This window comes from Nocardiopsis listeri NBRC 13360 (assembly GCF_001570765.1).
Taxonomy (GTDB): domain Bacteria; phylum Actinomycetota; class Actinomycetes; order Streptosporangiales; family Streptosporangiaceae; genus Nocardiopsis; species Nocardiopsis listeri.
Genome location: NZ_BCSH01000008.1, coordinates 76,275 through 100,993 on the forward strand (window position 1 = coordinate 76,275; position 24,719 = coordinate 100,993).

Below are 24,719 nucleotides of genomic sequence, written 5' to 3' on the forward strand. Positions count from 1 at the left end.
GTCGAGGGGCGGTCTTCGTTCGCGACGCGCCCGCCCGGACCTGGTCGGTCCCGTGCGCCGGTGGCCTCGGGCCGGGGCCGACGATCCCGGCCCGAGGTTCGTCAACCGACCAGGGCCCGCCAGGTGATGGGGCCGGCCTGGCCGTCGGAGACCAGACGGTTGGCGCTTTGGAAGTTGCTCACCGCGGTGTGCATCACGGGCCCGAAGTTGCCGTCGACCTCGACCCCGGCGCTTCGCTTGTTCATCACCGTTTGCAGGGCGCGCACGTGCGAGCCGTCGGCCACACCCTCCTCCAGCTCGTAGATCAGGTGCGGCCAGGTCAGGGGGCCGACCTGGCCGTCGTCCACCAGACCTTGGTCGCGTTGGAAAGCCTTGATCTCGGCCACGGAGACGGGCCCGTGGTAGCCGTCGACCTCCAGTGAGCTTCCGCGCTGGTTCATCAGGTGCTGGATGGCGCGGACGCGGGATCCGTTGGATTCGGGGTCGATGCTGGACCACCCTCCGCCCAGGTCGACTCCGCGCGCGGACATGAACGGGACGGGGTCGGTGTGCGATCCCAGTGACCCGTTGTGGGTTTCGAAGTGCAGGTGGGGTCCGGTGACGTTGCCGGTGGCGCCCATGTCCGCGATGCGTTGCCCGGTCGAGACCGAGGCGTTCAGGGCGACGCGGTAGGCGCTCAGGTGGCCGTAGTAGGTGTAGACACCGCCTCCGTGGTCGAGGACGAGCGCCTCACCGGTGCGTCCGGGTAGGCCACCGCCCCAGGATCGGCGGACGACGGTGCCCGCGGCGGCCGCGTAGACGGCCGTTCCGGTGGAGTTGGTGACGTCCTGGCCCGCGTGGGGGCCGCCGCCGCGTGGGGCGCCGTAGTGCCCCCCGTTGGGGAAGTATCCGAGTGCGGGGTTGCACCAGGCGCCGTTCATGGCCGAGGCCGCGTGGGCCGTGGCGCCGCCGAGGCCGGCCACGGCGACGGTCGCGCCCAGTCCGAGCCCGATGAGCGCGCGTCGGGACCATGGAGTAGGGGATGGGTCGGTACCGCTCGGAGCGGGGGTGGGGGCCGAGCAGGAACCGCACATATGGTCTCCACAAAGATTAGTTTCGCGTGTAGCATCTTCGGCGTTGGTTTCCTACACACGAGGGAGAGTAGAGGCTTCGGACCCGCTTGAACAGGGGGTCACCGCTCCTTTCCTCCGACCCACCGCCCTTGTCCTGGCCGGTCCCCGCGCGCCCCACCAAGGGCCGTCTCTCCCGAGACCGATACGACACCGGCGCCCCGCCGCGTGACACCCCCCATCACCCCCGCAGGAGTCACGGTGAACCAGCACCACCCCAGCCGTAGAAACGCTTTCAAGACCATCGGCGGCATCTCCCTCGGCCTGGCCGCCGCCTCCGGCGGATTCCTCGCCACGACCACTTCGGCCCGCGCGGACACCGTATCCGCCGCCGGGCTGAACGTCGTGGAGAGCGACGAGTCCGACCCCCGCATGTGGTATTACCGCTTCGAGACCCCCGAGATCGGTTGGAACCCCGCCGTCAACGTCCTACTCCCCGAGGGCTACCGGGACGACGGCCGAACCTACCCGGTCCTGTACCTGCTGCACGGCGGCGGAGTCGGCCAGGACTTCATCAGTTGGGATCGCAGCGGAATCCGGGACCTGTCCGCGGGCAGGCCCATCATCATCGTGATGCCCGACGGTGGACCGTGCGGGTGGTACAGCAACCCGGTCGGCTCCAACGTCGGCCCGCGCAACTGGGAGACGTTCCACATGGAGCAGGTCATCCCATGGATCGACGCCAACTTCCGGACCTTCGCCGATCCCGAGGGGCGCGGGGTGTCGGGCTTCTCCATGGGCGGCTTCGGAGCGCTCAAGTACACGGCCAAGTACTACGGCCATTTCGCCTCGGTGAGCTCGCACTCGGGCCCGGCCAGCATGCGCCGCGACCTCGGGGCGGTCACCCACTGGGCGAACGTCACCTCGGCCGCGGTCGAACTCGGCGGTGGCACGGTCTACGGCGTGCCCTGGAACGAGGCCCGGGTCAGTGCGGACAACGCCGTGGAGAACATCGAGAGCTACCGGGGCAAGCGCGTCTTCCTGGCCGCGGGGTCCAGCCCCGATCCCGTCAACTGGTTCGACCAGATCACCGAGAACGAAGTGCGCCTCGGCCAGCGTGAGTTCCGCGCCGCACTCGACGAGGCGGGCATCGCCTACGAGGCGCACGAGCCCGACGGCGGCCACTTCATCCGGCCCGACCTCGTCCAACGCGACCTCGACGGCACGATCGAACGGCTGCGCTCGGCCGGGTAGCCGACCACCGGGAACCGACGAAGTGACGCCCGGGGCGGGCCGCCACGGCCCGCCCCGGGGTCGGCTCCGGATGACCCTTGGCCCTTACCCTCTTCGGGGCCCTGCCGTCGGTCCGGGACGTAGGACCCCGGCGAGCATGATGACCAGTACTCCGGCGACCGGGACGACCATCAGCCCGATCCTCAGTTCCGTGGCCTCGGCGATGAAGCCGACCAGTGGAGGGCACAGCAGAAAACCCAGGCGCATCAGCCAGGAGACCACCGTGAGTCCGGTCCCCGGGCGCAGGCCGGGGAGTTCATCGGCCTCGTTCAGGGCGGCGGGGACGAGCGTGGCCACGCCCAGACCGGCCAGACAAAAGCCCAGGACGGTTCCGGGGACCGTGGGGAAGAGCAGCGCCGAACCCATGCCCACGGCGGTGACCGACCCGCCGACCCGCGCCACGGAGCGCTGCCCGAAGCGGTCCACGAGCCGATCACCGAAGACCCGACCCAGGAACTGTCCGGCGACCAGGGCGACGTACCCCGCCGCGGCCAGGGCCGCCGGCACGCCGAGCGGACCGGAAAGGTAGAGCGCGGCCCAGGTGTTCCCGGCGTCCTCCACGCCCGTTCCGGCGACCGCGATCAGGACCAGGGCGACCACCACCAACACGGTTCCCCTCCCTGCTCCCGTGGGCGGAACCGCCTCGCTCCTCGCCGTCTCGGGGATCGGCCGACGCTCGGCGCGTTCCTCCCGGCCGGGAAGACAGAACCACAGCGCGGTGACCGCGACGATGGCCGAGAGTGCCGTGGACAGGCCCAGGTGCACACCGGCCGACAGCCCCAACGCGATGGCTCCCGCGGCCACCGATCCACCCAGGATGGCGCCGACGGACCACACCGCGTGGAAGGCGTTGATGATCGACCTGCCGTAGCGGCGCTGCACACGCATGCCGTGAACGTGCATGGCCACGTCGGTGACCGCGTCCATGGCCCCTGCGAAGAACAGTCCCGCCACGAAGACGGCGGTGGAGGGCGCCAGACCGGCCGTGATCGACCCGAACCCGGTGAGGACGGTGCCCGCCACGGCCACGTTCGCCGACCCGAACCGCCGTACCAGTACCGCGGCGGCCAGACCGGCCAGGAACGCCCCCCAGGGGGAAGGCCGCCACGGCCACGCCGTAGACGGCGTTGTCGATACCGATGTCAGCCTTGATCTCGGGAAACCGGGGGACGAGGTTGGCGAACAGGGCACCGTTGGTCAAGAACAGGGCGGCGCCCGCGATCCGTGCCCTCCGGTCGACGCGGGCGACCCGATCCCATGTGTCGACGCTCACGGGTTCGAACCTATCCGCAGTCCGCCCTCGCCGGTGAAGCGAGGGCGGACGGGGACACGGCCGGTTGGGACCAACGGTCAGGTCAGCGCGGCGACCACTGCCTCCCCTCCGTCCCACCTGGCACGCAGCCGCCACCTTCCTCGGGGCTCGGACTCCAGCACGTGCGGGACCAGGACCCGATCGCCGGATTCACCGACCTCGGGTTCCTCACCGGCTTCCCTGGTGATCAGCACTTTCTGTGGACGTCGCCCCACCGAACGGCCGTCCTTCCAGACCTCCAGTTCCGCCTGTTCCTGCTCGCCGTTCAGCGCCCGCCGGAAACAGTCGAGCGCCACCTCGTCGGCGGTGCCGTCGTAGACCCAGCGCGCCCCCAGGACGGAGTGTTCCAGGGTTCCCACGAGGTACTCCTCGTGATCGGGCAGGGGCGCACCCCGGTAGGTCAGTGGGAGGTGGTGCAGGTGGCCGGCGCGCCGCAGCAGGAACACCTCCACCCCGACCTCTCCCTTCGGATCGTCGAACCGGTAGGTACCCAGAACCTCGTCGGGCCCCTCTCCCGTCCACGGTCTACCATCCAGCCAGGAACCGATCAGGGTCGGTTTGTCCGGTGTCAGAGTCGCGTCGTAGATGATCGCCATGGTCCCAGTATCCGCCCGAGACGGTCCGGCCGCACCCTCCGGTGCGCCGCTTCCTCTGGAAGGTTCAGAGCGTCATCGCCGTGGGGAAGTCCTCGGGACGTATGGCGGCGTCGGTACCGCCGTCGACGTAGAGGACCGACCCGGTGGTGAAACGGGCCTCGGGGCGCAGGAACTGGTGCACCCAGAACGCGACCTCCTCGGGGCGACCGAACTCGCCCAGCGGCATAGGGGTGTTGAAGGAGTCCGGGTCAGGGGCGGTGCCGGTCGAACCGATCATGAGCGGGGTGAGCACCGCGCCGGGCGCGATCGCGTTGAGGAGCACGCCTTCGCGACCCCACCTGGGGGTGACCGCGGTGCGGCGCACCCATCGGGCGAGCGCGAACTTGGAGGTGGCGTAGGCGCTGATGGAAGGGGCGAACGCCCGGACCTTGTCGGGTACGTCCTCTTGCGTTCGGACCGCGTGCCCGCGGGCGGCCTCCTCCTCACCGGCCAAGGCCAGGTCCACCAGGGTCTGGTCGATGAACGGCACGGTGGTGGCGGAGTTGGATCCGATCACCACGGCCCGCCCGGCCTCGGAGCGGGCCAGGGCCGGCCGCAGCCCCTCCAACAGGGCGACCGGGCCGAAATAGTCGATGGACATGACGGCGGCGGGGTCCTTCATGTCGGGCCCCACACCCGCGACCGCCGCGACTCCGTCGAGGGACCCATCACTCGCTTGGAGGATCCCTTCGGCCGCTCCGGCGCGTCCCTCCTGGGTGCCCAGGTCGGCGATGATCTCCGCGTCGCGCAGGTCGACCCCGATGACCGTGTGCCCGGCCTCGGTCAAGGCGGCGGCGCTCGCGGCGCCCATGCCCGAAGCGGCTCCGGTAACGGCGTAGGTACCCAAAATTCGGCGCTCCTTTCTTAGATCCGACTCTTCGTCGAAGTCGGCCTTCGATGAACGAACGGGGGGTAGGGGTTCCACTATGTACCCGGATTCACCCCGGATCCGGAGTGGCGCACCCGGGCCACGACACCTTCCATCCCTAGCGTTGAGGACATGACCCCGACCGAGAGAATCTACTCAGCTCTGGTCAGACGCGATCGGCAGAGCGAGTCCGACCTGCCCGATCCCGTACGCGCCGACGTCGCGCGCAACGGCCTGCGCCTGGTGTCGGCCAACGCCCTACAGTCCTCCGGCGACCAGACGGTCAACGCCTCGACCGTGCTGCCCTGGCTCTTCCACGCCCTGGGTGTGCCGACGGCACTGGTGGGATTGCTCGTGCCCATCCGTGAATCCGGTTCGATGCTGCCGCAGGCACTGCTGACCCCCCTGATCCTGCGGGTGCGGTACCGCAAGTGGGTGTTCGTCTTCGGTGCGCTGGTCCAGGCGATGTCGGTGGCGGTGATGGCGGCGACGGCCGCGCTCGCGCAGGGGCTCGCCGCCGGTGTGGTCATCGTGGTGGCCCTGGCGATCTTCTCCCTGGGCCGGTGTCTGTGCTCGATCTCCTCCAAGGACGTCCAAGGGCGCACCGTTCCCAGCGGCGAACGCGGGCAGATCAACGGGCTGGCCACCACCGCCGCCGGGCTCGTGGCCATCACCCTGGGGGTGGCGATCCGGGTACTGGGCGGGGAGGACCTGGACGCCGGCCGGCTCGCCTGGGTCCTGGCCGGTGGCGCCGTCCTGTGGGCGGGTGTGGCCTGGGTCTACGCGGGGGTTCGGGAACCGGCCGACGAGTCGGCTTCGGCGGCCGAAGGATCGGGGAGGGCCTCCGACCACGAGCCGGTGCGGTGGCACGACTGGTTCGTCCAAACCCTGCGCCTGCTGCGCGATGACCGGGCCTTCCGACACTTCGTCACGGTGCGCGGTCTGTTGCTGGTCTCGGCCCTGAGCCCACCGTTCGTGGTCACCCTGGCCACCGACTCGGGCACCACCGGTCTGTCCGGTCTGGGCGGGTACGTCATCGCCTCCGGGGTCGCGGCCCTGGTGGGCGGTCGCCTGTCGGGCCGGCTCGCCGACTGGTCGAGCCGCAAACTGATGACGTTCGGGGCCGCGATCGCCTCGGCCATCATCCTGGTACTGGTACTGGTGGTGTCGTTGCCAGGTTTCAGGGGAGAGACCGCGTGGGGGTCTGCCGTCTTCATCGGGGCGTACTTCCTGCTCACGCTGACGCACACAGGGATCAGGGTGGGCCGCAAGACCTACGTGATCGACATGGCCGAAGGCGACCTGCGCACCACCTACGTGGCGGTGTCGAACTCGGCGATGGGGCTGATCCTGCTGGTGGTAGGCGGTGTCAGCTCGCTGCTGACGCTCTTGGGCGTGGAGTGGACGCTGCTCTTCCTCGCCGCCCTGGGTCTGGCCGGAGTGGTCGGCGGTGGCCGACTCCCCGAGGTCTCGCGAGGCTGAAGTGGCATCGGCGAGTCGCCGTCAGCTCCGTGCTCGCAGGAGTGGCACCAGCGGACAACGATCACCGATCAGGCGACACACCAGCACCACCCCGGCCAGGACCGCCACGGCCACCACCGGGATCGGACCGAAGGGATCCGGGAGCTCCTGCGTCAGTACGAGCACGCCCATGACCAGCACGAAACCCCCGAAACCCTTACGCAGTGCGGCCTCGGGCACTCGGGAGGTCAGGAGCGAGCCCACGAGCGATCCCGCGATCGCGGCGGCGGTCACCATCACCACCAACGCCCAGTCCGGGCTCACACTCGTCAGGTAGCCGGTGAGTCCGGCGAAGGACTTCATCGCTATCACGAGCAGGGAGGTTCCCACCGCCACCGGCATGGCCAGGCCACCGAGCAGAGCGAGGGCGGGCACGACGAGGAATCCTCCCCCGGCACCGACGAGCCCGGTGATCGCCCCGACCGCCACACCGTCCGGGATGATCCGTCGCAGGGGAAGCGCTCCGGGTTCTTCGGCCCGATCGGTGGCCCCGGCCCTCCCCCGGAGCATGGTCGCGGCGGTGGCGACCATCATCAGGGCGAAGGCGATCATCAGCAGAGCGCCGGGCAGGTACCCGCCCACCAGTCCGCCGAGGACGGCCCCCGCCATACCGGAGGCTCCGAACACCAGCCCGGTGCGCCAACGGACGTTGCCCGCCCGCGCGTGCGTGAACGTACTGACCAATGAGGTGACACCGACGACGAACAGGGACGCGGCGATGGCCTCCTTGGGCTCCATCCCCGCCACGTAGGTCAACAGCGGGACCATCAGGATGGAACCGCCGCCTCCGAGCAGACCGAGCGCGAGCCCGACCACCACCGCGAGGCCCAGGACAAGGACCGGTTGGAACTCCATGTTCGACTTTCTTCTCGAGGCCGGGCGCCGTGGACACGACCGGCCGCCGTCAAGGGAGCGGGGCGGTGCCATTCCCCCGGCGGACCGGCCAGCGGGTCCGGCACCGCCCCGGTCGGGGTGATCAACCGCTGATCGTCTCGGGGGCGGACCGACCTCGCCCCCGTGCCACCCAGTCCGAGTACCCTCCGTCGAGCTCGACGACGTGGTATCCGGCACGGCGCAGCACCCCGGCCGCCACGGAGCTACGCGCGCCCGCCTGGCAGTAGCTCACGATGGTGCCCTCGTTCGGCAGAGCGTCGAGGTTCCACAGGACCCGACCGGCACTGAGCTGCCGTGATCCCGGGATGTGCCCCTCGGCGTGTTCGGTCCTGTTGCGCACGTCCAGGACGAGTGCGACGTCGGCTTCGGCCAGCTCGGTCGGGGCGAGGCGTTCCGGCACGAAAGTCGGCAGGCCCTCCATCGTCGTGGTGTGACCGGCCACGCGGTCGATGCCCACGCGGAGCAGATGGTCGCGCACCTTACGGGCGTCGTCCGCGTCGGATGTGAGCAGCACCAGGGGCCGGGTCTCGGTCTCGGGATCATAGGTCCAGGCCCCGAAGGACGCGGCCTTGTCCGGGCCGGGGATGTTCAGCGCCCCGGCCACGGTTCCCCGGTGGACGTCGGTGTGGGATCGGGTGTCGACGAGGACGATCGCGTCCTGGTCCAGGGACTTCCGAATCTCCTCGGTGCCGAGTTCGGGCGGCGGGGTGAGCGGTCCCAGGATCCGCGGCCCTTCCTTGTTCTGACGCTTCATCCGCGCGAAGTAGGCGTGGACGTCGGGTTGGCCGTCGAGCAGTTCCCCGACGAAGCCGTCCATGTCGTCTTCGCGCAGGTACGGCCCCCACCAGGCGTTGAGCCGTTCGTAGCCGACCGTGGTGGCCGGGAGCGCGCCGAGGGCCTTACCGCAGGCACTGCCCGCGCCGTGTCCGGGCAGGACCTGTACGTGGTCGGGCAGGGTCAGGAACACCTCGCGCAGGCTGGTGAAGAGCAGACGTGCGCCCTCGAACCGGGTGTCGATCCCTCCGGCGGCCGCGTCGAGCAGGTCGGGGCGGCCCAGGTCCCCCGCGAAGACGAAGTCACCGGAGAGCATGTAGCCCGGTTCCTGACTGAAGGCGCCATCGGTGACCAGGAACGACAGGTGTTCGGGTGTGTGTCCGGGTGTGTGGCGTGCACGCACGGTGACGTTGCCGATGGTGATGGTGTCGCCGTCGCGGAGTCTTCGCGCTTCGAAGCCGTACTGCCAGTCCTGGCCGCCTTCCCCGGAGACGTACACCGTGGCGCCGGTCGCCGCCGCGAGTTCACGGGTGCCGGAGAGGTAGTCGGCGTGGATGTGGGTCTCGGTCACGGCCACGATCCGCATGCCGTGTGCGCGGGCCAGGTCGAGGTAGTCGTCGATGTCTCGACGGGCGTCGACCACGATGGCCTCTCCCCTGGCCTGACAGCCGATGAAGTAGCCGGCCTGGGAGAGGTCGTTGTCGTAGACGCGTTCCAGCAACATGTTCACTCCTTGGACGAAGAGTTCGGTGTGGAGAGTTCGAGGTGGTGTGCCCACGCGGGATCGATACCCCGGGGAGTATCCAAGGGGCAAGGTTCGACCCTGGCCACGGGGCTCAACGGCGAGCGCCGATCCGCGAGAGGGAGTCCTCGATGTCGACGTCGTTGTAGGGCCGGTTGTAGGGCAGACGCGCCAACGCCATGCCCATGGCGCAGGTGTCGGTGACGGCCGCGAAGGCCAGTCCTGCGCCGACGATCCCGGCGAGGGCCACCGCGGGGGGCCACGCCAGGGAGACGAGTACGGAGGTCAGGACGATGGTGCCGGCCACCAACCGGACCTGGCGTTCGAGCGCCCACTTCTGACGTCCCCGCACGACGGGGGCGCCTTGAGCCTCCCAGGCGTTCATGCCGCCGTTCATCACGACCGTGTCGCTCAGCCCGGCCCCGGCCAGCTTGTCCCGGCATTGCCCGGCCCGGTTTCCGGACTGACAGACCAGGACGAGGCGGCCGTCGGCGTCGGTGACGATGCGCTCCAGGTGCGCGTCCACGCGACCCAAGGGCAGGTTGATCGCACCGGGGATGTGGGAGCTCTCGTATTCGGCGGGGGTGCGCACGTCCACGAGCAGGGTGTGCGGATCGGTTTCGAGGAGGTCGCGCACGGTGCGCGCGTCGATGTCGTGGTCGCTCATGATTTTCCTTCCGTGGTGACGAATCCGACCTGGATACCCCGGGGAGTATCTGGAGAACGGATGGGGCCCTTGGTGCGAGAAAGTGACGTCCGAGTTCGTTCTATACCGGGGGGAGTATCCGAAGGCCAGGGGTGCACCTTGATCGAGAACAAGGGTGCCTCACAAAGGTTCGTTTCGCGGGTGCGCGCCCATGGGTCGCACACCCGCGAAGCGTCAGGCCAGGGCCAGGAAGAGCTTCTCCAGCTCCTCCTCGGTGAGCTCGGGTTCCTCACCCCGCTCGCGCGCGGTGTTGCAGTGCCGCATGCCGCTCGCGACGATCTTGAACCCGGCCCGGTCCAGGGCGCGGGAGACCGCGGCCAACTGCTGGAGGACGGCCGTGCAGTCCTCCCCCTCCTCCATCATGGAGATGACACCGGAGAGTTGGCCCTGGGCGCGTTTGAGTCGCGTGATCGCGTCGCCCACCATTTCAGGCTTCATATCGGCCTCCTTTCACCCTGTGGATGACAACATACCCCCGGGTGTATCCATTCCGCCACTCGGGTCACGCGCCGGACCACGGGAGCCCGTGTACGGACCCGTTTCGTCCCTTGCCCGCCCGCGGCCGAGCCGACGCGGCGGGCTCACGGACCGGCGGCCACCCCATCCTCGTCGACCCGATGACCACCGCCCTGACGGAACGGGTTCAGGGCCGGCCCGCGCCGACTCGTTCGGCGGGCCCATCCAAGGCCCGGGGGGCCTGTGGCCGTTCCAACGCCGCGCCCTCGACATCGACGTCGGGCAGGATCCGGTCGAGCCACTTCGGGAGGTACCAGGCGGCGGGCCCGCACAGGTGCAGCAGGGCGGGCACCAACAGCAGTCGGACCACGAAGGCGTCGATGAGCACACCCACGGTCAACCCCAGTCCCAAGGGAGCCGACATCGGATCCGGGCTGAACGCGAAACCCGCGAAGATCGACGCCATGATCAGCGCGGCCGCGACGACGACCGAACGTCCCGCGCGCAGACCCTGTCGGACCGCGAGCCGTGGGTCCGATCCCCGGGCATAGGCCTCGCGCATCCCCGAGGCGGTGAAGAGCTGATAATCCATGGCCAGCCCGAAGAGCACACCGACCGCGAGGACCGGCATGAAGGTGAGCACGGGCCCTGGATCACCGAAGGGGAAGAGCCCACCGAACCAGCCCCACTGGTACACCGCGACGACGACTCCCATCGCCCCGGCGAAGGATCCGATAAAGCCGAGGGTGGCGATCACCGGCAACAACAGGGACCGGAACACCATGATCATCAGCACCAGGGACAGGGCGATGACCAACACCAGGTAGAGCGGTAGCGCGTCGGCGATGATGTCGGAGATGTCGATGTTGGCCGCGGGCCAACCGGCGACCGACAGCTCCGCGTCGTCCAGCCGGGTTCCCTCCAGCGGGTCACCGTCACGGAACTCGTGCACCAGCGCTTCGGTGGATTCGGCAGTGGGGCCGTCCACGGGGATGATCTGGAAGGCCGCGACCGTGTTCTCGTCGTTGAGGGCGACCGGCATCACCGAAACGATGCCGGAGTGCCGCCCGAGTTCCTCGGCGATGTCGATCCGGTACTGTTCGGCGGCCTCGTCCCCAAGACCACCGGGAAGGTCCGCGACGGCGAGGAAGGGGCCGTTCCAGCCGGCTCCGAAGGCCTCCGCCGTGGCGTGGTAGGCCTGGTAGGGGGCGGTGTCCTCCGGTTGGGCGCTGTTGTCGGGAAGGCCCAGACGCAGGTCGAGGGTGGGCACCGCGAGTACGGCCAATCCGACCAGGCTCAGCACCACGACACCGATCGCCTTGGGGGTGCTCATCGGCCGGTCGATCGCGGTTTCACGTGCGGGTGCCTCGCCGGCGACGGTTTCGTGCCACACCTCCTCCAGGGCCCTGCGTTCCCTTCGCGCGAGGATCCGTGGACCGACCAGGGACAGCAGTGCCGGGGTCATCGTGATCGCCATGAGCACGGCGATGGCCACGCAGAACGCGCCCGCCGTCCCCATCATGCCGAGGAAGGGCAGGCTCGTGACGTTGAGCGCCAGCAGCGCGATGATGACGGTGGCTCCGGCGAACATCACCGCGTTGCCGGCCGTGCCGTTCGCCAGCGGGATGGAGTCCGCCACGCTCATGCCCTGTTTGAGCTGGGTGCGGTGCCGGTGCAGGATGAACAGCGCGTAGTCGATGCCCACCGCGAGGCCGAGCATCAGACCCAGGGTCGGCGTGATGGCCATCATGTCCACGAACGCCGAGGCGGACACGGTCAGCAGCACGCCCACTCCGACGCCGAGCAGCGCGTTGAGCAGCGGAAGGCCGACGCCGATGAACGTGCCCAGCATGACGAACAGCACGACGGTGGCCACCACGAGGCCGATGACTTCGACGATGCTCATCAGGTGCGCTTCTTGGACCGAGAGTTCCTCACCGGTGAGGAACTCCACGCCGTCGATGTCGGCTTCGGTGAGCGTGTCGGTGAGTTCGTCGAGACGTTCGGGGGCGACGCCGTCGAGTTCGCCGTCGAACCGCAGGGTGATGATGGCGGTGTCTCCGTTGTCGGAGACCAGTGCAGCGTCCTCGACGAGTTCCAGCATCGCCTCGGCGCGCTTCAGCTCCGCGCCGCCTTCGGTGTGTTCACGCTCGGCCTGTTCCAGGTCCTGCTCGGCGGCCTCGAGCTCGGTGAGGGCCTGGTCGAGCTCTTCTTGGCGTTGTTCGAACTCGGCTGCGGCGGCCTCGTGGGTGCCGTCGTCGCGGGCCTGCTCGATGGCCTCGTCGAGGTCTTCCTGTGCGCCTTCGATCTGTTCCCGCGCGGGTTCGGTCTCCTCTCGTGCGGTGTCGATCTCCGCTCGGGCGGAGTCGAGTTCCTCGCGTGCGGTGTCGATCTCGTCGTATCCGGCGGCGATGTCGGTCTCGGTGGCGAACGGGTCGGCGACCGTGGTGACGGGTTCGTGGTCTTCGAGTCGCTCCATCAGTTGCCTGAGAGCGCTTTCCTGTTCTGCGGTGAACGGCGCCTCGTTCGTGGTTCGCACCACCACGTCGGCGCTGCCTCCGGCGAGTTCGGAGTCGGGGAACTCCTCATCGACGCGGTCCGCCACCTCCAGTGTCTCCAGCTCCGGCAGGGATATCTCGGTGGTCAGCTGCCCGCCGAAGCCGGCGACGGCCGCGAACGCGAGCAACAAGAGGGCGAACCATGACGCGATGACGGTCTTGGCCCGGCGCGCGGCCAGGCGCCCAAGACGATGGAGTAGTAGTGCCATGACGGCAATACTAAACGCTACGTAGCGTATCGAATATCAGGGTTCACCCTGACAAACCCCTGAGAACGAGATCGACGAGATCCTCGCACCACTGCTCAGAGGGCTGGACCCCCGCCAGGATGCGAACCGCCATGGTGTGGCTGAGGGAAGCCGCCGCCGCCGAGAAGTCCTCCTTGGGCTCGATGACACCGCTCTGGGCCGCCCTGTGCAGCCGTTGAACAAGGTGCCGGTCGTCCCACACCCCGACGTAGCCCTCGGCGCTCCGCCCCACCGCGTCCAGATCCGCCGAGAGCACCGCGCGCGCCAGGCTCATGTGATCGGGGTCGAACGCCTCCTGCCGCAATCCCAACACCCAGGCGAGCAGATCCGCTCGAAGGTCCCCGGTGTCCCCCACCTCCAGACCTCCGACCCGAAGAAACCCGGAAAGGGTCGCCTCGCGCACGATCTCCGCCTTGGAGTTCCACCGCCGGTAGATCGTCGTCTTGGCCACCCCTGACTCGGCGGCGATCCCCTCGATCGTCAGATCGTCATAGGGCTTGGCGCCCACCAACCTCGCGGTCGCCTCGAGCACGGCCCGCCGCGAAGCCTCACTGCGTGGACGCCCACGCCGTACCTTGTCCTCAGTCATGCCCGTCATCCTAGAACCGGACTCGGTACCCGGCGTGGAAACGAATGCCTCCCATCGGCATCTCCTCTCGAACGACCACCACGCTGACAGGCACGTCCGAATTCTCAGGGGCGCGCTCCACCCGACCCAGGTGGACATTTCTTCTACAGTCGTTCGGGTGACACGCTCCCCCATCACACCGAGAACCCTGGACGCGGTGTCGGCCGACACCCTTCGGGCCACCCAAGAGTTCGACAACGCCCGTGCCTGGCTGGAGCAAGCACGCCACGGGTCCATTCCACCCATCGCGGCGGAGGTCTGGGCACTCGATCACGAGCACCGCCATGTCCTACTCGTTCGGCACCGCCGGCGCGGCTGGGTACCTCCCGGGGGCAAGGTCGACTTCGGGGAAACACCGATCGAAGCGGCCGCTCGCGAACTCCTGGAGGAAACCGGCGTGGCCGGGAAGCTCGATCCCGTGCCCGCCGCCGTCAGTGTGCGTTCCTACCGTTCGGATTGGGAACCCACGCTGGGTCTCTCATACGTGACGACCATCGACCGCGCCCTCCCCTTGTCCGAGGAGGACGGCCAACCGGCCGCTTGGATCCCCCTGGAGCACGACTGGGAAACCGTCTTTCCCGAGGACCAGGGCAGGATCCGCGAACACGTACAGTGGTCGGCTTCCCAGCTCGGAAGCCGACCGTACTAGCCGGTGGGGAGCGAGGGCTCAAGGGGACGCGTCGGATGTTCCGTGGGGATCTGGTTATGCTCAGCCACGAAAAGTGGCCCGCCCGTGGCTGTTTCAGACGATGGCCGGTCACCCTCGCCGGACAACGAAGGAGAGTCGTTGAGCTACGACGTGGTGGCCCTGGTCGGTGGACGCCCCGATGAACAGGCGATCGTCGACGCCTTGCAGGACGTCGATCCGGAACTGCGACTGCACTGGCACGGGAACACTGACGTCCTCCAGGTTCGAGACCAGGACGGGCGATTGCTGGCCACCCTGGAGCCCGGCCGGGAGGTGGAGCGAACCGACGACGTAGTCCGTCTGCTCGGCGAGGACGTCGTGGCCGGCCTCCCGGAGTCCTACTGGTGGATGGAGACCCGCGCATGCCCCGACGAACAGGGCCGTGAAGTGGCGCATCGGTTCTCCGATGGACTCGCGCTACGCCTCGGCGGGGCGGTGTGGACCTCGGGAAGGGCCGACTTCGACCTGCGAGAGGACACCCGGCACCCCGCGGCCGAGCGAACTGCGGACCGGGCGCTCCTGGTCGCCCAGGATCGGGACGTGGTGCCGTTCTCCTCCTGGCTCAGCGACGCGGTGACCACATACGGACGGGAGAAGACGCTACAGGTACTCACCCCTGCCACCGCACGGCTCACCTACGCGACCCGCGCCTTCCTGGCCGGCCCTTTAGGGCGCTGGGTCGTTCAGGGCGAGGATGGTGGACACTTCGACGGCCTCACCGGACTGGCCGTGCACTGGGACCAGACCTACGGTTTCCGGCCGGTCGAGGAACCGGTCGGGCCGAACTGGACCGCAAGGCACCCCGACGCGGCACCGGTCTCTGGGTTCCTCGCCGACTTCGCCGAAACATCGGGAACCCACCTGGTGGTGGACGTGTCCGTTCTGCATCAAGACCCCTTCACCCCGGAGTTGGGTCGGGCCACGCAGATCATCACCGAGCACCTCACCGGAGCGAAACCATCGGTCTGGGGCCCGCATGAGCCCGCGCTCTTGGCCTGGGACCGTGCGCGAATCATCGAATCGGCTCTTCGCCGCAGGCCCCGACCATGGATCCTGTACCTGTCCGGACCGCTGGATCAGGGTCCTGCGTTCTCGGGACAGTCCCGTCTCTCCTGGCGTGGAAGTCAAGTCCTGGAGCGAATTTCGGTGGTCATCGGGTTCGAGAACGAGAACACGGTGCCTTTCGAGGAACTCCCCACCCTGGTGGAGAACTTGGCCGGGGAGGGGCTCTTGGGAGCGTTGCGGGTGCGCCGGCTTCCCGGTCGCCCCGACCTCACCTACGAACCGGTATGGACGGGACCCGCCGTTCCGGTCGGGCTCGCGATAGGACCTGACCACCTGCTCCGTATCGGATCTGGCGCCGCCCAGGCCGGACCCATTCCGGGTGTGCTCCTGGGTGAGGGCGACAAGCAGGCGGTTTGGTATCCGGTGTTGGCGGACGCGAGCGCCCCCTTGCGCGCACTGGATCTCGCCCAGCGGCAATCGGCCCACCTGTTCGCGTCGACCTGAGGAGAGGCACGCCCGTTGCAGCCTGCTCGGCGCCCCTGACTCCAACGAAGACCACCAACGAGAAAAAGTGCCGTGCGTCACTTTTTTGAGGGTTTCAGCTTTCTCATCTGCATGTTCTGCGACGAATACCGGTGCGCTGCCTCTTCAATCGCATCGATGTACCTTTCCTACGAACCATGGCCCTTCATGGAGAGTCACCCCCTATGTGCATACTGCTGAGGTAAGGCCACAGACCCCCGCGGGGTCAGGAAAGAACCGAGGAGGCTCCTGAATGAAATTCGAGATGGTCGAGCCTCCTGAGGGTGTCGACGACGGTGCGACGTCCGGGTTTGCGCGCCCCACGTCCACGGCTGAGCGTCTCAAGGAACCACAGCTCGCCAAGACCGGCAAGGAACGGCTCGGCACCAAACCCATCGGAAAGCGGATGGCCAAAGCCGTCGGTGGTGTCCGCACCTCGTTGAACCGCCTGAGGGCGCACGTCATCGAGCAGGACATGATCGAGGCCGACCGTATCGCCGCCGGCCAGGTGGAGAGCGACCCCGGAGCGGAGTTCCACCCCCACCGTTTCACCCCTTCCCCCGGCAAGGAGGACCGATGAGCGAATGGAGCATCGACGTCTACGGGGTCTCACTGGTACTGACCGACCTCGGAGACCAGATCGGTTTGGAAGGAGGAGGTTTCTCCTCCACCATCGACTCCACCTCGGACGGGATCGACATGGCGTTGTCCAATGCCAAGAGCCCACCGGTGGAATCCGCCCTATCCGGATTCTTCGAACACTTCAGCGGCGAAACCGACGCCATGTTCACACGGAGCCTGTCCTGTCTTCAGGGCGCCACCGACGCCACCACGGCCTATACCCAGGGCCAGGAGGACATGGCCGCCGAAGCACAACGCCAGGCGGGCACCGCGGAGAACCTCGACCTCTGACCTCCCCCTGACCAACCCCACCCCCACCCCCGCTCCAGTTCCCCGGAAGGCTTCCTGGTGAGTTTCGAACCCACCGAGCCCCAGGACGGCGTGGACCCCAATCCGTTCACGCTGATCGACCCTGAGGCCATTCCCTATCCCCTGACCGACGTGTGGTCCCTCAACTACGCCGCTGAAACGCTACGCAGCGGCGGGGAGGACATCGCCAGTGGGGCCGAGGACATGCGTTCCACCTGGCAGGGACTCCAAGCCCACTACGAGGCCCCCGAGAGCGAGACGCTCTTCGCCAAGATGGACCCGGTCGTGGACCGTGGTGATGGCCTGGAAAGCGACCTGGCCACCGTCGCCGGCGCGTTGGAAGATCTCGCCGAAGCCGCAAAAACCGCCAGGGGCGAACTCAACACCCTCAAGATCGAGGCCCAGAGTCTTTGGAACCGCAACCACGACAACAAGCTGTGGTGGCTGGACAAGGACGACGAAACCGACGAGTGGGCCCTGCAGGAGAACCTCAGACTCAAGAGCGCGGTCAACGCAGCTTGGGCCACCTTCAACGAGGCCGAGAACGACTGTGCCACCCGGATCTCGAACCTCTTCGACGGACCCGCCTATGCCTCCCCCGACCAGGCGAGCGGAGATGACGTTCTCGTCTACGGGTTGCCCACCGACGCCGGTGACGTCGACATGGATCCGCTGGACCCGGAACTGTCCTTCGATTACGTGAACAACACGGTGAACAACGTCGCGAACTGGGCGAGGGAGGAGTTCCATCCCGACCTGGCGAAGTTCGACAACCCTTACGGCCAAGCCGTGTGGGACACGGTGGTCACCGACGTGCTGTGGGGAACAGCAGTGGGGTTCCAGTCCAAAATCGGCTTCTGGCATCCCGACAACGGGTGGCGTTTCGATCCGACCGGCCGCAAGGACAACGCCAAGGCCGCCTGGATCGACGCGGGGATGGACACAGCCGCTCTGATCGGTATCCACGACGAGCACGGGTGGTTGTGGGAACCAGGCGAAGACGGGCAAGAAGGGGCCGGCGCCGGGTGGGACCGGTGGGTCGACAACATAGGAGACACCAAGGACGAGCTGATCGAAGGCCATACCGCCTGGTCCACCCGTGAGGACGGCGTCGCCTACTCCAACACCACCATCGCCACCAACGCGGTGATGATGACCGGAGGTCTACCGCTCAAGCTGGTCAAGATCGTGGTCGGGTCGGGGGTGGACATGCCCTCCGGGGATTCCGGCTCCGGCGGGTCCCCTGGCACCGGCTCTGGCGGATCCGGTTCAGAGAGCTCCGACGTTTTCAGGGCGCGTGGTGGGCCCGGGGCCGAGGGCTGGCCCAGCAGCCCGCTCCCTCAGGATCGTCCGGATGGCGCCACGCCGACCACCGAGCGCTTCGCCGACCAACTCGCGATGACGCAGGAATCGCTGCTGGACCCGAACCAGCACCGGCCCACGCCATCTCCCCCTACAGACCGTCCCACTTCCGGTGACGCTTCGGCCCCTCAGGCCCCGACCACACCACATCGGGACGAGAGCAGCCCGTCGCAGGAAGGCGAGGGGTCGAGCGACCGCCCCCGCAGCGAAGACTCTCAACGTCGTCCTGCTGGGGACGATCAGTCAGCATCCCCGTCTCGACGCGAAGACACGGACGCACAGAGAAACCCCGACCGGGAGTTGGAGACTTCCACGTCGAAGCCGCGTTCTGGCAACGACCCCCAATCCGAGGGCTCCAGCACTCCCCGGAATGAGGAGGGCGGTCAAGGACCCCGCGACGATGGGTCCGACCGCCAGGACGACGTTCCCGACCAGCACCACGATAATGATGCACGGGGCAGGACCGGTCCACGCGAGGAGACCGAGCAACCCACACCCGCCACCGGCAGCGGAGGCGAAGGTGGGGGCGACCAACCTCCCCACGACCGCACCGGACTCGGCGATGATGGCACCAACGACCGTGGTGACGGCACCGGCGATGGCGAGGATGCCACGAACTCGCCGACGCAAAACCAGGAAAGACTACTGGATGTTTTTCCGAATAAGGTGGACACGGAAGGCAGAGTCCCTCGTCCCGATCAGACTGCTCCGGGCCGATATTCAGAATCCCAAGTTTCGGTTGACGACCTGCGACGCGACGGCCTGATCGATGAAGGTTGGGAAAGCTTTGAGTCCAAGGAGCGAGAAGTTGCTCAATTCCTCTTGGATCACGGGCTAAGGGTCCAGTCGGTCACTGAATCGACAGTGGACGGGAGAACAACTCCGGATGCCGTCATTTCGGGCACAGAAAAAACAATTGAATTCAAAATTCTCGAATCCAGTAGCCCCCGAGCCATTGAAGCGAACATCCGAAAAGGGAGGAAGCAGTCGAGCATGATGGCCTTGGATTTGCGTGGGCCTCAAGTCGACAGCGAAACAGTCATGAAATCCATTGGGCGGACCCTGCATCAAAATGGAGGAGACCTAGATGAATTGATCATCATTGGCGACGGTTACGTGATTGTCTGGCCCTAAGGAGTGACATGTCGAGAGTAGAGTTCATCTGGATTTCCGCTGAGCTCAATGATGCTTTGAATGAAATTCGAGACTTCCCAGAATTGACCTCAGAGCAGGAAATCATCGAAGGAGATTTCCGATTTTCCTTCGAGGGGGTGCGCCCAGAAGTGGGAAGAATTACGATCGGAATCGAAGCCGACGTCAGCGACGACTACCCCACGGTCATAGATGTTGACCAGGCTCGATGGATGGACGCACCCGAAAAGGTTCAGGCCTTCTTTGACCTTCTCGCCCGGAGGACAAAATGGGAGATAGCATCACGGTTCGATAATGATGATCACCCCTTGGTTTACAGACCTCCCCTGAAGTAGTCTGCCTCCCCTCTGACCGATTCCAACGAAAATCCTACGAGGAGCCCAGGGACAGAAAAACGATAGCTAGGACCGGGAGAGGTTCCTCAATATCAGAAAGTTGAATTTCAGGGAGGACATCTCTTCGGCACACAGTTCTTTGGGCCGGGAGAGATTCTTAATATGCCTCCCATGCGTTTCGACATCAACCAAAATCAAACCAATACCGCCTTCTCGGACCGACTCCCCGAAGAACACGGGACGATCGACGGGTCATTCTATAACTTGGAGCGCAGCTGGCGCGGACTACTGAAACATGGAGACGAATGGCATAATTTCAATAATCCGGATTTCAATAATGGTGAATGGAACGATGCGGTTGCCCTAAAACCTGGAAAGCCCGACATCCAGGCGAAGATCACTAGCGAGTTCGATCCAAGCATGCCTCGGATCGAATATCCACCCAAATCTGGCAAGTTCATCAACCCACCGCCATCCTCCTTCCATATCGAATGGAGCATTAATGGCGTACCCATGAAGCCACTAGACTATGAGAACTTTCCACCATTGCATTAGAACAAGGAGTAAAACTTGGCCAGCAAGCATTTCAAAAGGGGGCACCTAAGCCACGATCAGCAGCTAGAACTCCTCAATAAGATTGGCCATGAACTTCTAGACAAGGCACCCCAAGGGTGGGCGAAAATTGTATACGAAAGGGCTTCAGTATTCGATCACAGCTCGTCCGATTATCGTGTGGAAGATGAACATGGCGCCAATATAGCCGGCTGGGGGCCAAGCACACTGAATCCTCTATTAAGGGAGCTTCGCCCTGGCATGTACCAAAAAGGAGAAGGCACATGGTTCTCAATGTGCTATACCATCCTCAGGCCTGGAAAATTCCACGTCGAATATAACTACGATGAAGATCCTCATATCCTCTTCCCTGCCGCATTGGGGTACACCAACGACCTTAAGTATTTCCCTCGAGAAGACGATCACATCCCTGCCTGGCTCCAACAGAAACTCAGCGAGGAACCCCGCATGCAATCCGAGTGATAATAGGAGCGAGTGATGGATTGCGAAGCAGTCTCGGGGCCGACTGCCACGACCATCTCTCACCAAGAAGAGGAGTAATCCATGGGAAAACGATACTCAGATGCAGGACTTCTCGAACTCACCGGGAAGCAACTGGATCCAGCAAAGCAACAAGAGCTTTTGGTGAAAATTGGCCGGAAAATGGTCGAAGAGGCACCTGACAACTGGGCTGAGATTTTTTACACCCGCGCTTCGGTAGCCGATCAGTCGTTCACCACGTACACGGTCAAACACCAAAACGGGGACACCCTCGAATCCAGCGAACCAGCTGAGATCAACCTGTTGTTCGAGGACTTGAAGGCGGGCCTCTACCGAGATGGAAAAGGAACCTGGTTCTCGGTTCGCTACTCCGTCACCCGTCCCGGACGATTCTCCGTAAAATACAACTATGAGGATCCTGAAATCCCGACTCTCACCGGCCCAGCCTTCACCAACGACCTCAAGTATTTTCCTCGCAACGACGAACACATCCCTGCTTGGCTCCGACAAAAGCTCGATGGAGAAGCGGATGGGTAGGGATTCGGTTGCATATCGCTTCGCAGAACACCACGGAATCCCATTTCTCCCGCCTGGACGAAACAGACCGAACCTGCCGCAGGTTAGACGGAGTCATGACCGTTCCGGAAGACGCACAAATCTACCCGGACTAGGTCTTAAATGACTCAGATACTCAGCGCATCTAGCGAAATTGCTTCCTGGGGCTGGTATGTCGAAATTGAGAATGGAAAAGTCCTTGATAGTGCTTCTGCTATGACGCTGTCAATATCCAGAGCCCTCGACCAAAAAGCCCTTATGGAACTTGCCGGGATACAAATATCCTGGCACCGACACGGACAAGGTTCGATCGGATTTCGCTCCCGGGTCTCCCTTTGCGATCTCCAAAGGTTGAACGAAGAGTTCATTACTGAGCGAATCACGGAGAGCCAACCGGTAGGCCATACGGATACACATGTGGGCCAGATCGAACTTCTGGGCTCAGGGTACTGGATCAACGCTGATGGGGAGAAGAAGAGAGTAAACCGTCTTGTCGATGTCTCAATTCTCCTGGATCCAGATGATATCAGTGTGGCACTCGGAGTCCGACATGACATTTGGATGTGGTTCGATTTTTCAGGAAAACCACATCCAAAAGTTTACTACAACAACAAAACGCGCCTATCTGAAGCACTCAAGGAAATCGAGGGGATACTAGGGACCGATACCATCCCGGGAGACCCCACTTATTTTGCCGAACCAGAAAAATATGGAATAGTCACCCCTGAAGCCAATTCGGAAGGATTCAGTTACAATGAGGTGATCCCAGCGTCCCTGAGATAGGAGGAAAGCGGAAATCGGGACTCGAGTGGAGATATGACCGTTCGGCAGACATAGACGTGAGCCCCAGGCAGAAGGCGAGGTATCGAATCTTGCCGGGCTACCGTGAAAGGCTCCACCTGGTCGCCTATAGTGCCATCCTTGACGTCCCCAGGGAAGCCGTTCTCTTCCTCTCCCGCCTTCTGCCCGCCGAACGCAAGCTCCGTGGTACCCGTAACCGAACCCGCGCCCTGACCTGCTTCCACCAAGCGGTGATGGCCCTGCGCCACTTCCCCGAGGGGACCGGTCCTGCCACCCTGGCACGCGACCACGGCATCGGCCGCTCCACCGGCTACCGCTACATCGACCAAGCCACCTACGAACTCGCCGATCAGGACCGTGACCTTCGCCAAGCACGGCACGAGGCCCACAAGGCGAGCGCGGGCCACCTAGTACTCGACGACATGGTGATCCTGACCGACCGCTGCCTGGAGAAGACCACCAGCCTCAAGGGTCGCAGCATCGACCTCTGGTACTCGGGAAAGTCCCGCCACCACGGAGGCAACCTCCAAGGCGTCATGGAACCGGACGGATTTCCCCTGTTCATCAATGGTGTCGAGCCCCGATCAGCGAACGGCCTGCCCCCGACCCGCGCCCACGTGCTCAGTGCGCTCTACGCCCCTGCGGCCCAAGGCCTGCCCACGCTGGCCGACCTGGGATATCAGGGTGCTGGCATCGGCGTCATCACCGCCAGCCCCGGCAAGATCGGAGGCATCGTCAGAGCCGCGCTCGTTCTCACGTGTTTCGAGCATGGACGCCTGAAATGAAACCCGCTGGGATCACCTCACTGGAACCTCAGCGGTACAGCAACCTACCACCGCTTAATTGACACAAGGAACATCCTTTGGTAAGCAAATTTTTCAAAAGGGGACACCTTAATCAAACTCAACAGCTTGACCTAATCAAGAAGATCTGCCAGTCCATTCTTTTGCGGGCACCACAAGGATGGAAAAACATAATGTATAGAAGCAACGCCGTAATCGACCACAGTTCTTCTAAGTTTCAGGTGCGCGATACATACGGAAAAAACATAGCAGGCTGGGGTCCTAATACTATCGGACCTTTACTCGACAACTTGCGCGCAGGGATGTATCGAGAAGGCGAGGGAGCCTGGTTTTCGATTAAATTCACAATCACTCGACCTGGAAATTTCCAGGTCGAATATAACTACGACGAAGACCCTCACATTCTCTTTCCCGCGGCATGGGGATACACCAACGACCTCAAGTACTTTCCTCGCGACTACGAACACATACCCACCTGGCTCCGACAAAAGCTCGCTGGGGAAGCGGACGTATAGGGATTCGGGTACCTGTGGTTTCACAGAACTCCATGGCAGACCGACCCTTCTACCTGAAAAAACAGACCGCACTCGTCGCAGGTGAGCTGAGCAGGAACATCGAACGAACCCTAAGAGCGTGTTTGAGAAGGGGTAACGGTCCGGGCACTTCCCCCACGCTGCTGCTGTCAGGCCGCAAGCATGAGCCCCATGCCGCGACGCCCGACCTACCCCTCTGACCTGACCGATGAGCAGTGGGCCCTGATCGAGCCCCTGCTCCCACCGGCCAACACCGGAGGCCGACCCGAGAAGCACCCCCGCCGCGACGTGGTGGACGCGATCTTGTACGTGGTGCGTACCGGCTGTTCCTGGCGGCACCTGCCCGTGGACTTCCCACCCTGGCAAACCGTGTACTGGTACTTCTCCCGCTGGGAGGAAGCCACGGTCACCGAGCAGGTCATGGCCGTGCTGCGCCGTCGGGTGCGCACCGCTCAAGGACGCGGGGGCGAGCCCTCGGCGGGGATCATCGACTCCCAGAGCGTCAAGGGCGCCGACACCGTCGGCCAGGGGACCAGGGGCTATGACGCGGGCAAGAAGGTCAACGGCCGTAAGAGGTTCATCGTCACCGACACCCTGGGGTTGTTGCTGGTGGTGTGCGTGATGGCTGCCTCGGTTCAGGACCGGGACGGGGCCAGGACCACCTTGTTGAGTCTGTACCTGTGCACGCCGGTGCGGTTCGTGTTCGCTGACGCGGGGTTCGCGGGAAAGCTGGTGGCCTGGGCGGAGAGGTTCGTGGCCACGACTGTGCATATCGTGCGCAAGGCTCCTGGCCAGGTGGGGTTCGCGGTGATCCCGCGGCGGTGGGTGGTGGAGCGTTCGCTGGCGTGGTTGACCGCTCACCGTCGTCTGGCACGGGACTACGAGCGCGACCCGGCGGTGTCCGAGGCGATGGTGCGCTGGGCCGCGATCGGTCAGATGGCCCGACGCCTCGCCCGAGGACGAGATACCGTCCGTCAGCGTGCTTGGACGAGCGAAGACCTCATTTCCTGACCCTTCTCAAACACGCTCTAAGGCTCATGCCTCGACCGCTGGTCACTCACGGAGATTTCGCATCGTGATCTTGGTTCGTTGACATCGGGTGCAAGGCCCCACAGCCCGGACTGTGGCGGCCGCTGTCATTCCACGCCGTAGTCCGCCCGTTACCTCCCGGTAGGGCCTTGGCGCGAGGAAGGCGCGTGCGCGTACCTTGGGGCTGAGTACAGGCGGAGCTTGCACGCTCCTACACCTGCCTGGCCTGGAGGAGAGATCATCAAGATCACAACCGTCGTATCCGAA

The 24,719-nt window shown here is 65.2% G+C and carries 24 protein-coding genes; 14 read left to right on the forward strand and 10 right to left on the reverse strand.

Annotated features, from left to right (window positions below; genetic code table 11):
* Positions 1-101: 101 nt before the first annotated feature.
* Complete coding sequence (locus NLI01S_RS03600) at positions 102-1,073, reverse strand: peptidoglycan DD-metalloendopeptidase family protein (protein WP_067599093.1); 972 nt, start codon at positions 1,071-1,073, stop codon at positions 102-104.
* A 237-nt stretch (positions 1,074-1,310) separates the two neighbouring features.
* Here NLI01S_RS03600 and NLI01S_RS03605 point away from each other — a divergent pair, with 237 nt between their 5' ends.
* Positions 1,311-2,303, forward strand: a complete 993-nt coding sequence (locus NLI01S_RS03605; protein WP_067599096.1) for an alpha/beta hydrolase — start codon at positions 1,311-1,313, stop codon at positions 2,301-2,303.
* A gap of 84 nt (positions 2,304-2,387) precedes the next feature.
* On the opposite strand, the gene NLI01S_RS03610 is transcribed toward NLI01S_RS03605, so the two are convergent.
* The 3 genes from NLI01S_RS03610 to NLI01S_RS03620 form a co-directional block, all read right to left on the reverse strand.
* Entirely contained in the window at positions 2,388-3,365 is a 978-nt protein-coding gene (locus tag NLI01S_RS03610; RefSeq protein ID WP_223809095.1) for an MFS transporter, read from the reverse strand.
* A gap of 327 nt (positions 3,366-3,692) precedes the next feature.
* Entirely contained in the window at positions 3,693-4,250 is a 558-nt protein-coding gene (locus NLI01S_RS03615) for a maltokinase N-terminal cap-like domain-containing protein (protein WP_067599099.1), read from the reverse strand.
* A gap of 64 nt (positions 4,251-4,314) precedes the next feature.
* Positions 4,315-5,136: an SDR family oxidoreductase gene (locus NLI01S_RS03620; protein ID WP_067599101.1), complete on the reverse strand. Its 822-nt coding sequence runs from the start codon at positions 5,134-5,136 to the stop codon at positions 4,315-4,317.
* A 153-nt stretch (positions 5,137-5,289) separates the two neighbouring features.
* On the opposite strand from NLI01S_RS03620, the gene NLI01S_RS03625 reads away from it, so the two are divergent.
* Entirely contained in the window at positions 5,290-6,639 is a 1,350-nt protein-coding gene (locus tag NLI01S_RS03625; RefSeq protein WP_067599103.1) for an MFS transporter, read from the forward strand.
* Positions 6,640-6,660: 21 nt separating this feature from the next.
* Here the strand turns inward: NLI01S_RS03625 and NLI01S_RS03630 are convergent, their stop codons facing one another.
* The 6 genes from NLI01S_RS03630 to NLI01S_RS03655 all read right to left on the reverse strand — a co-directional run bounded on the left by NLI01S_RS03630 (position 6,661) and on the right by NLI01S_RS03655 (position 13,645).
* Positions 6,661-7,533, reverse strand: a complete 873-nt coding sequence (locus NLI01S_RS03630; RefSeq protein ID WP_067599104.1) for a sulfite exporter TauE/SafE family protein — start codon at positions 7,531-7,533, stop codon at positions 6,661-6,663.
* A 121-nt stretch (positions 7,534-7,654) separates the two neighbouring features.
* On the reverse strand, positions 7,655-9,070 hold the full coding sequence (locus NLI01S_RS03635) for an MBL fold metallo-hydrolase (protein ID WP_067599105.1): 1,416 nt from the start codon (positions 9,068-9,070) through the stop codon (positions 7,655-7,657).
* A 112-nt stretch (positions 9,071-9,182) separates the two neighbouring features.
* Entirely contained in the window at positions 9,183-9,755 is a 573-nt protein-coding gene (locus NLI01S_RS03640; RefSeq protein ID WP_067599107.1) for a rhodanese-like domain-containing protein, read from the reverse strand.
* 213 nt (positions 9,756-9,968) lie between these two features.
* Positions 9,969-10,220, reverse strand: a complete 252-nt coding sequence (locus NLI01S_RS03645) for a metal-sensitive transcriptional regulator (RefSeq protein WP_067599109.1) — start codon at positions 10,218-10,220, stop codon at positions 9,969-9,971.
* A gap of 217 nt (positions 10,221-10,437) precedes the next feature.
* A complete protein-coding gene (locus tag NLI01S_RS03650; RefSeq protein WP_067599112.1) occupies positions 10,438-13,017 on the reverse strand; it encodes an MMPL family transporter in 2,580 nt (859 codons plus the stop codon).
* Positions 13,018-13,060: 43 nt separating this feature from the next.
* On the reverse strand, positions 13,061-13,645 hold the full coding sequence (locus NLI01S_RS03655; protein WP_190318348.1) for a TetR/AcrR family transcriptional regulator: 585 nt from the start codon (positions 13,643-13,645) through the stop codon (positions 13,061-13,063).
* 157 nt (positions 13,646-13,802) lie between these two features.
* Here NLI01S_RS03655 and NLI01S_RS03660 point away from each other — a divergent pair, with 157 nt between their 5' ends.
* The 12 genes from NLI01S_RS03660 to NLI01S_RS03695 all read left to right on the forward strand — a co-directional run bounded on the left by NLI01S_RS03660 (position 13,803) and on the right by NLI01S_RS03695 (position 24,434).
* Positions 13,803-14,333 (forward strand): NUDIX hydrolase, encoded by a 531-nt coding sequence (locus tag NLI01S_RS03660; RefSeq protein ID WP_305778452.1) that lies wholly within the window; start codon positions 13,803-13,805, stop codon positions 14,331-14,333.
* A gap of 138 nt (positions 14,334-14,471) precedes the next feature.
* Positions 14,472-15,881, forward strand: coding sequence for a DUF6177 family protein (locus tag NLI01S_RS03665; RefSeq protein ID WP_067599118.1), 1,410 nt, complete (start codon positions 14,472-14,474; stop codon positions 15,879-15,881).
* A gap of 271 nt (positions 15,882-16,152) precedes the next feature.
* Positions 16,153-16,479, forward strand: coding sequence for a hypothetical protein (locus NLI01S_RS03670; protein ID WP_067599121.1), 327 nt, complete (start codon positions 16,153-16,155; stop codon positions 16,477-16,479).
* The gene (locus tag NLI01S_RS03675) at positions 16,476-16,811 is read left to right on the forward strand and encodes a DUF6507 family protein (protein WP_067599124.1); all 336 of its coding nucleotides are present in this window, start codon (positions 16,476-16,478) and stop codon (positions 16,809-16,811) included. Before NLI01S_RS03670 ends, NLI01S_RS03675 begins: the two co-directional genes overlap by 4 nt.
* A 57-nt stretch (positions 16,812-16,868) precedes the next feature.
* The gene (locus tag NLI01S_RS03680; protein ID WP_067599127.1) at positions 16,869-19,325 is read left to right on the forward strand and encodes a CdiA C-terminal domain-containing protein; all 2,457 of its coding nucleotides are present in this window, start codon (positions 16,869-16,871) and stop codon (positions 19,323-19,325) included.
* Positions 19,326-19,333: 8 nt separating this feature from the next.
* The gene (locus NLI01S_RS03685) at positions 19,334-19,678 is read left to right on the forward strand and encodes a hypothetical protein (RefSeq protein ID WP_067599129.1); all 345 of its coding nucleotides are present in this window, start codon (positions 19,334-19,336) and stop codon (positions 19,676-19,678) included.
* A gap of 171 nt (positions 19,679-19,849) precedes the next feature.
* Positions 19,850-20,233, forward strand: a complete 384-nt coding sequence (locus tag NLI01S_RS25555) for a hypothetical protein (RefSeq protein WP_157090940.1) — start codon at positions 19,850-19,852, stop codon at positions 20,231-20,233.
* 15 nt (positions 20,234-20,248) lie between these two features.
* The gene (locus tag NLI01S_RS25035) at positions 20,249-20,713 is read left to right on the forward strand and encodes a hypothetical protein (protein ID WP_084392283.1); all 465 of its coding nucleotides are present in this window, start codon (positions 20,249-20,251) and stop codon (positions 20,711-20,713) included.
* Between the two features lie 81 nt (positions 20,714-20,794).
* Positions 20,795-21,268: a hypothetical protein gene (locus NLI01S_RS25915; RefSeq protein WP_190318349.1), complete on the forward strand. Its 474-nt coding sequence runs from the start codon at positions 20,795-20,797 to the stop codon at positions 21,266-21,268.
* 141 nt (positions 21,269-21,409) lie between these two features.
* Positions 21,410-22,069 carry a hypothetical protein gene (locus NLI01S_RS25560; protein ID WP_157090941.1) on the forward strand — a complete coding sequence of 220 codons (660 nt, stop codon included), beginning with the start codon at positions 21,410-21,412 and terminating at the stop codon, positions 22,067-22,069.
* A gap of 89 nt (positions 22,070-22,158) precedes the next feature.
* Entirely contained in the window at positions 22,159-22,872 is a 714-nt protein-coding gene (locus NLI01S_RS03690; RefSeq protein ID WP_223809096.1) for an IS5/IS1182 family transposase, read from the forward strand.
* Between the two features lie 722 nt (positions 22,873-23,594).
* Positions 23,595-24,434 (forward strand): IS5 family transposase, encoded by an 840-nt coding sequence (locus NLI01S_RS03695; protein WP_017603014.1) that lies wholly within the window; start codon positions 23,595-23,597, stop codon positions 24,432-24,434.
* Positions 24,435-24,719 lie beyond the last annotated feature (285 nt).

What these genes read in the sequence shown, in the direction of transcription:
- NLI01S_RS03630 (WP_067599104.1), bottom strand. Translation starts at nt 7,533, where the DNA reads ATGGAGTTCCAACCGGTCCTTGTCCTGGGCCTCGCGGTGGTGGTCGGG.
- NLI01S_RS03600 (WP_067599093.1), bottom strand. Translation starts at nt 1,073, where the DNA reads ATGTGCGGTTCCTGCTCGGCCCCCACCCCCGCTCCGAGCGGTACCGAC.
- NLI01S_RS03625 (WP_067599103.1), top strand. Translation starts at nt 5,290, where the DNA reads ATGACCCCGACCGAGAGAATCTACTCAGCTCTGGTCAGACGCGATCGG.
- NLI01S_RS03695 (WP_017603014.1), top strand. Translation starts at nt 23,595, where the DNA reads ATGCCGCGACGCCCGACCTACCCCTCTGACCTGACCGATGAGCAGTGG.
- NLI01S_RS03675 (WP_067599124.1), top strand. Translation starts at nt 16,476, where the DNA reads ATGAGCGAATGGAGCATCGACGTCTACGGGGTCTCACTGGTACTGACC.
- NLI01S_RS03655 (WP_190318348.1), bottom strand. Translation starts at nt 13,645, where the DNA reads ATGACTGAGGACAAGGTACGGCGTGGGCGTCCACGCAGTGAGGCTTCG.
- NLI01S_RS03685 (WP_067599129.1), top strand. Translation starts at nt 19,334, where the DNA reads ATGTCGAGAGTAGAGTTCATCTGGATTTCCGCTGAGCTCAATGATGCT.
- NLI01S_RS25560 (WP_157090941.1), top strand. Translation starts at nt 21,410, where the DNA reads ATGACTCAGATACTCAGCGCATCTAGCGAAATTGCTTCCTGGGGCTGG.
- NLI01S_RS03615 (WP_067599099.1), bottom strand. Translation starts at nt 4,250, where the DNA reads ATGGCGATCATCTACGACGCGACTCTGACACCGGACAAACCGACCCTG.
- NLI01S_RS03650 (WP_067599112.1), bottom strand. Translation starts at nt 13,017, where the DNA reads ATGGCACTACTACTCCATCGTCTTGGGCGCCTGGCCGCGCGCCGGGCC.
- NLI01S_RS03670 (WP_067599121.1), top strand. Translation starts at nt 16,153, where the DNA reads ATGAAATTCGAGATGGTCGAGCCTCCTGAGGGTGTCGACGACGGTGCG.
- NLI01S_RS03640 (WP_067599107.1), bottom strand. Translation starts at nt 9,755, where the DNA reads ATGAGCGACCACGACATCGACGCGCGCACCGTGCGCGACCTCCTCGAA.
- NLI01S_RS25555 (WP_157090940.1), top strand. Translation starts at nt 19,850, where the DNA reads ATGCGTTTCGACATCAACCAAAATCAAACCAATACCGCCTTCTCGGAC.
- NLI01S_RS25915 (WP_190318349.1), top strand. Translation starts at nt 20,795, where the DNA reads ATGGGAAAACGATACTCAGATGCAGGACTTCTCGAACTCACCGGGAAG.
- NLI01S_RS03645 (WP_067599109.1), bottom strand. Translation starts at nt 10,220, where the DNA reads ATGGTGGGCGACGCGATCACGCGACTCAAACGCGCCCAGGGCCAACTC.
- NLI01S_RS03635 (WP_067599105.1), bottom strand. Translation starts at nt 9,070, where the DNA reads ATGTTGCTGGAACGCGTCTACGACAACGACCTCTCCCAGGCCGGCTAC.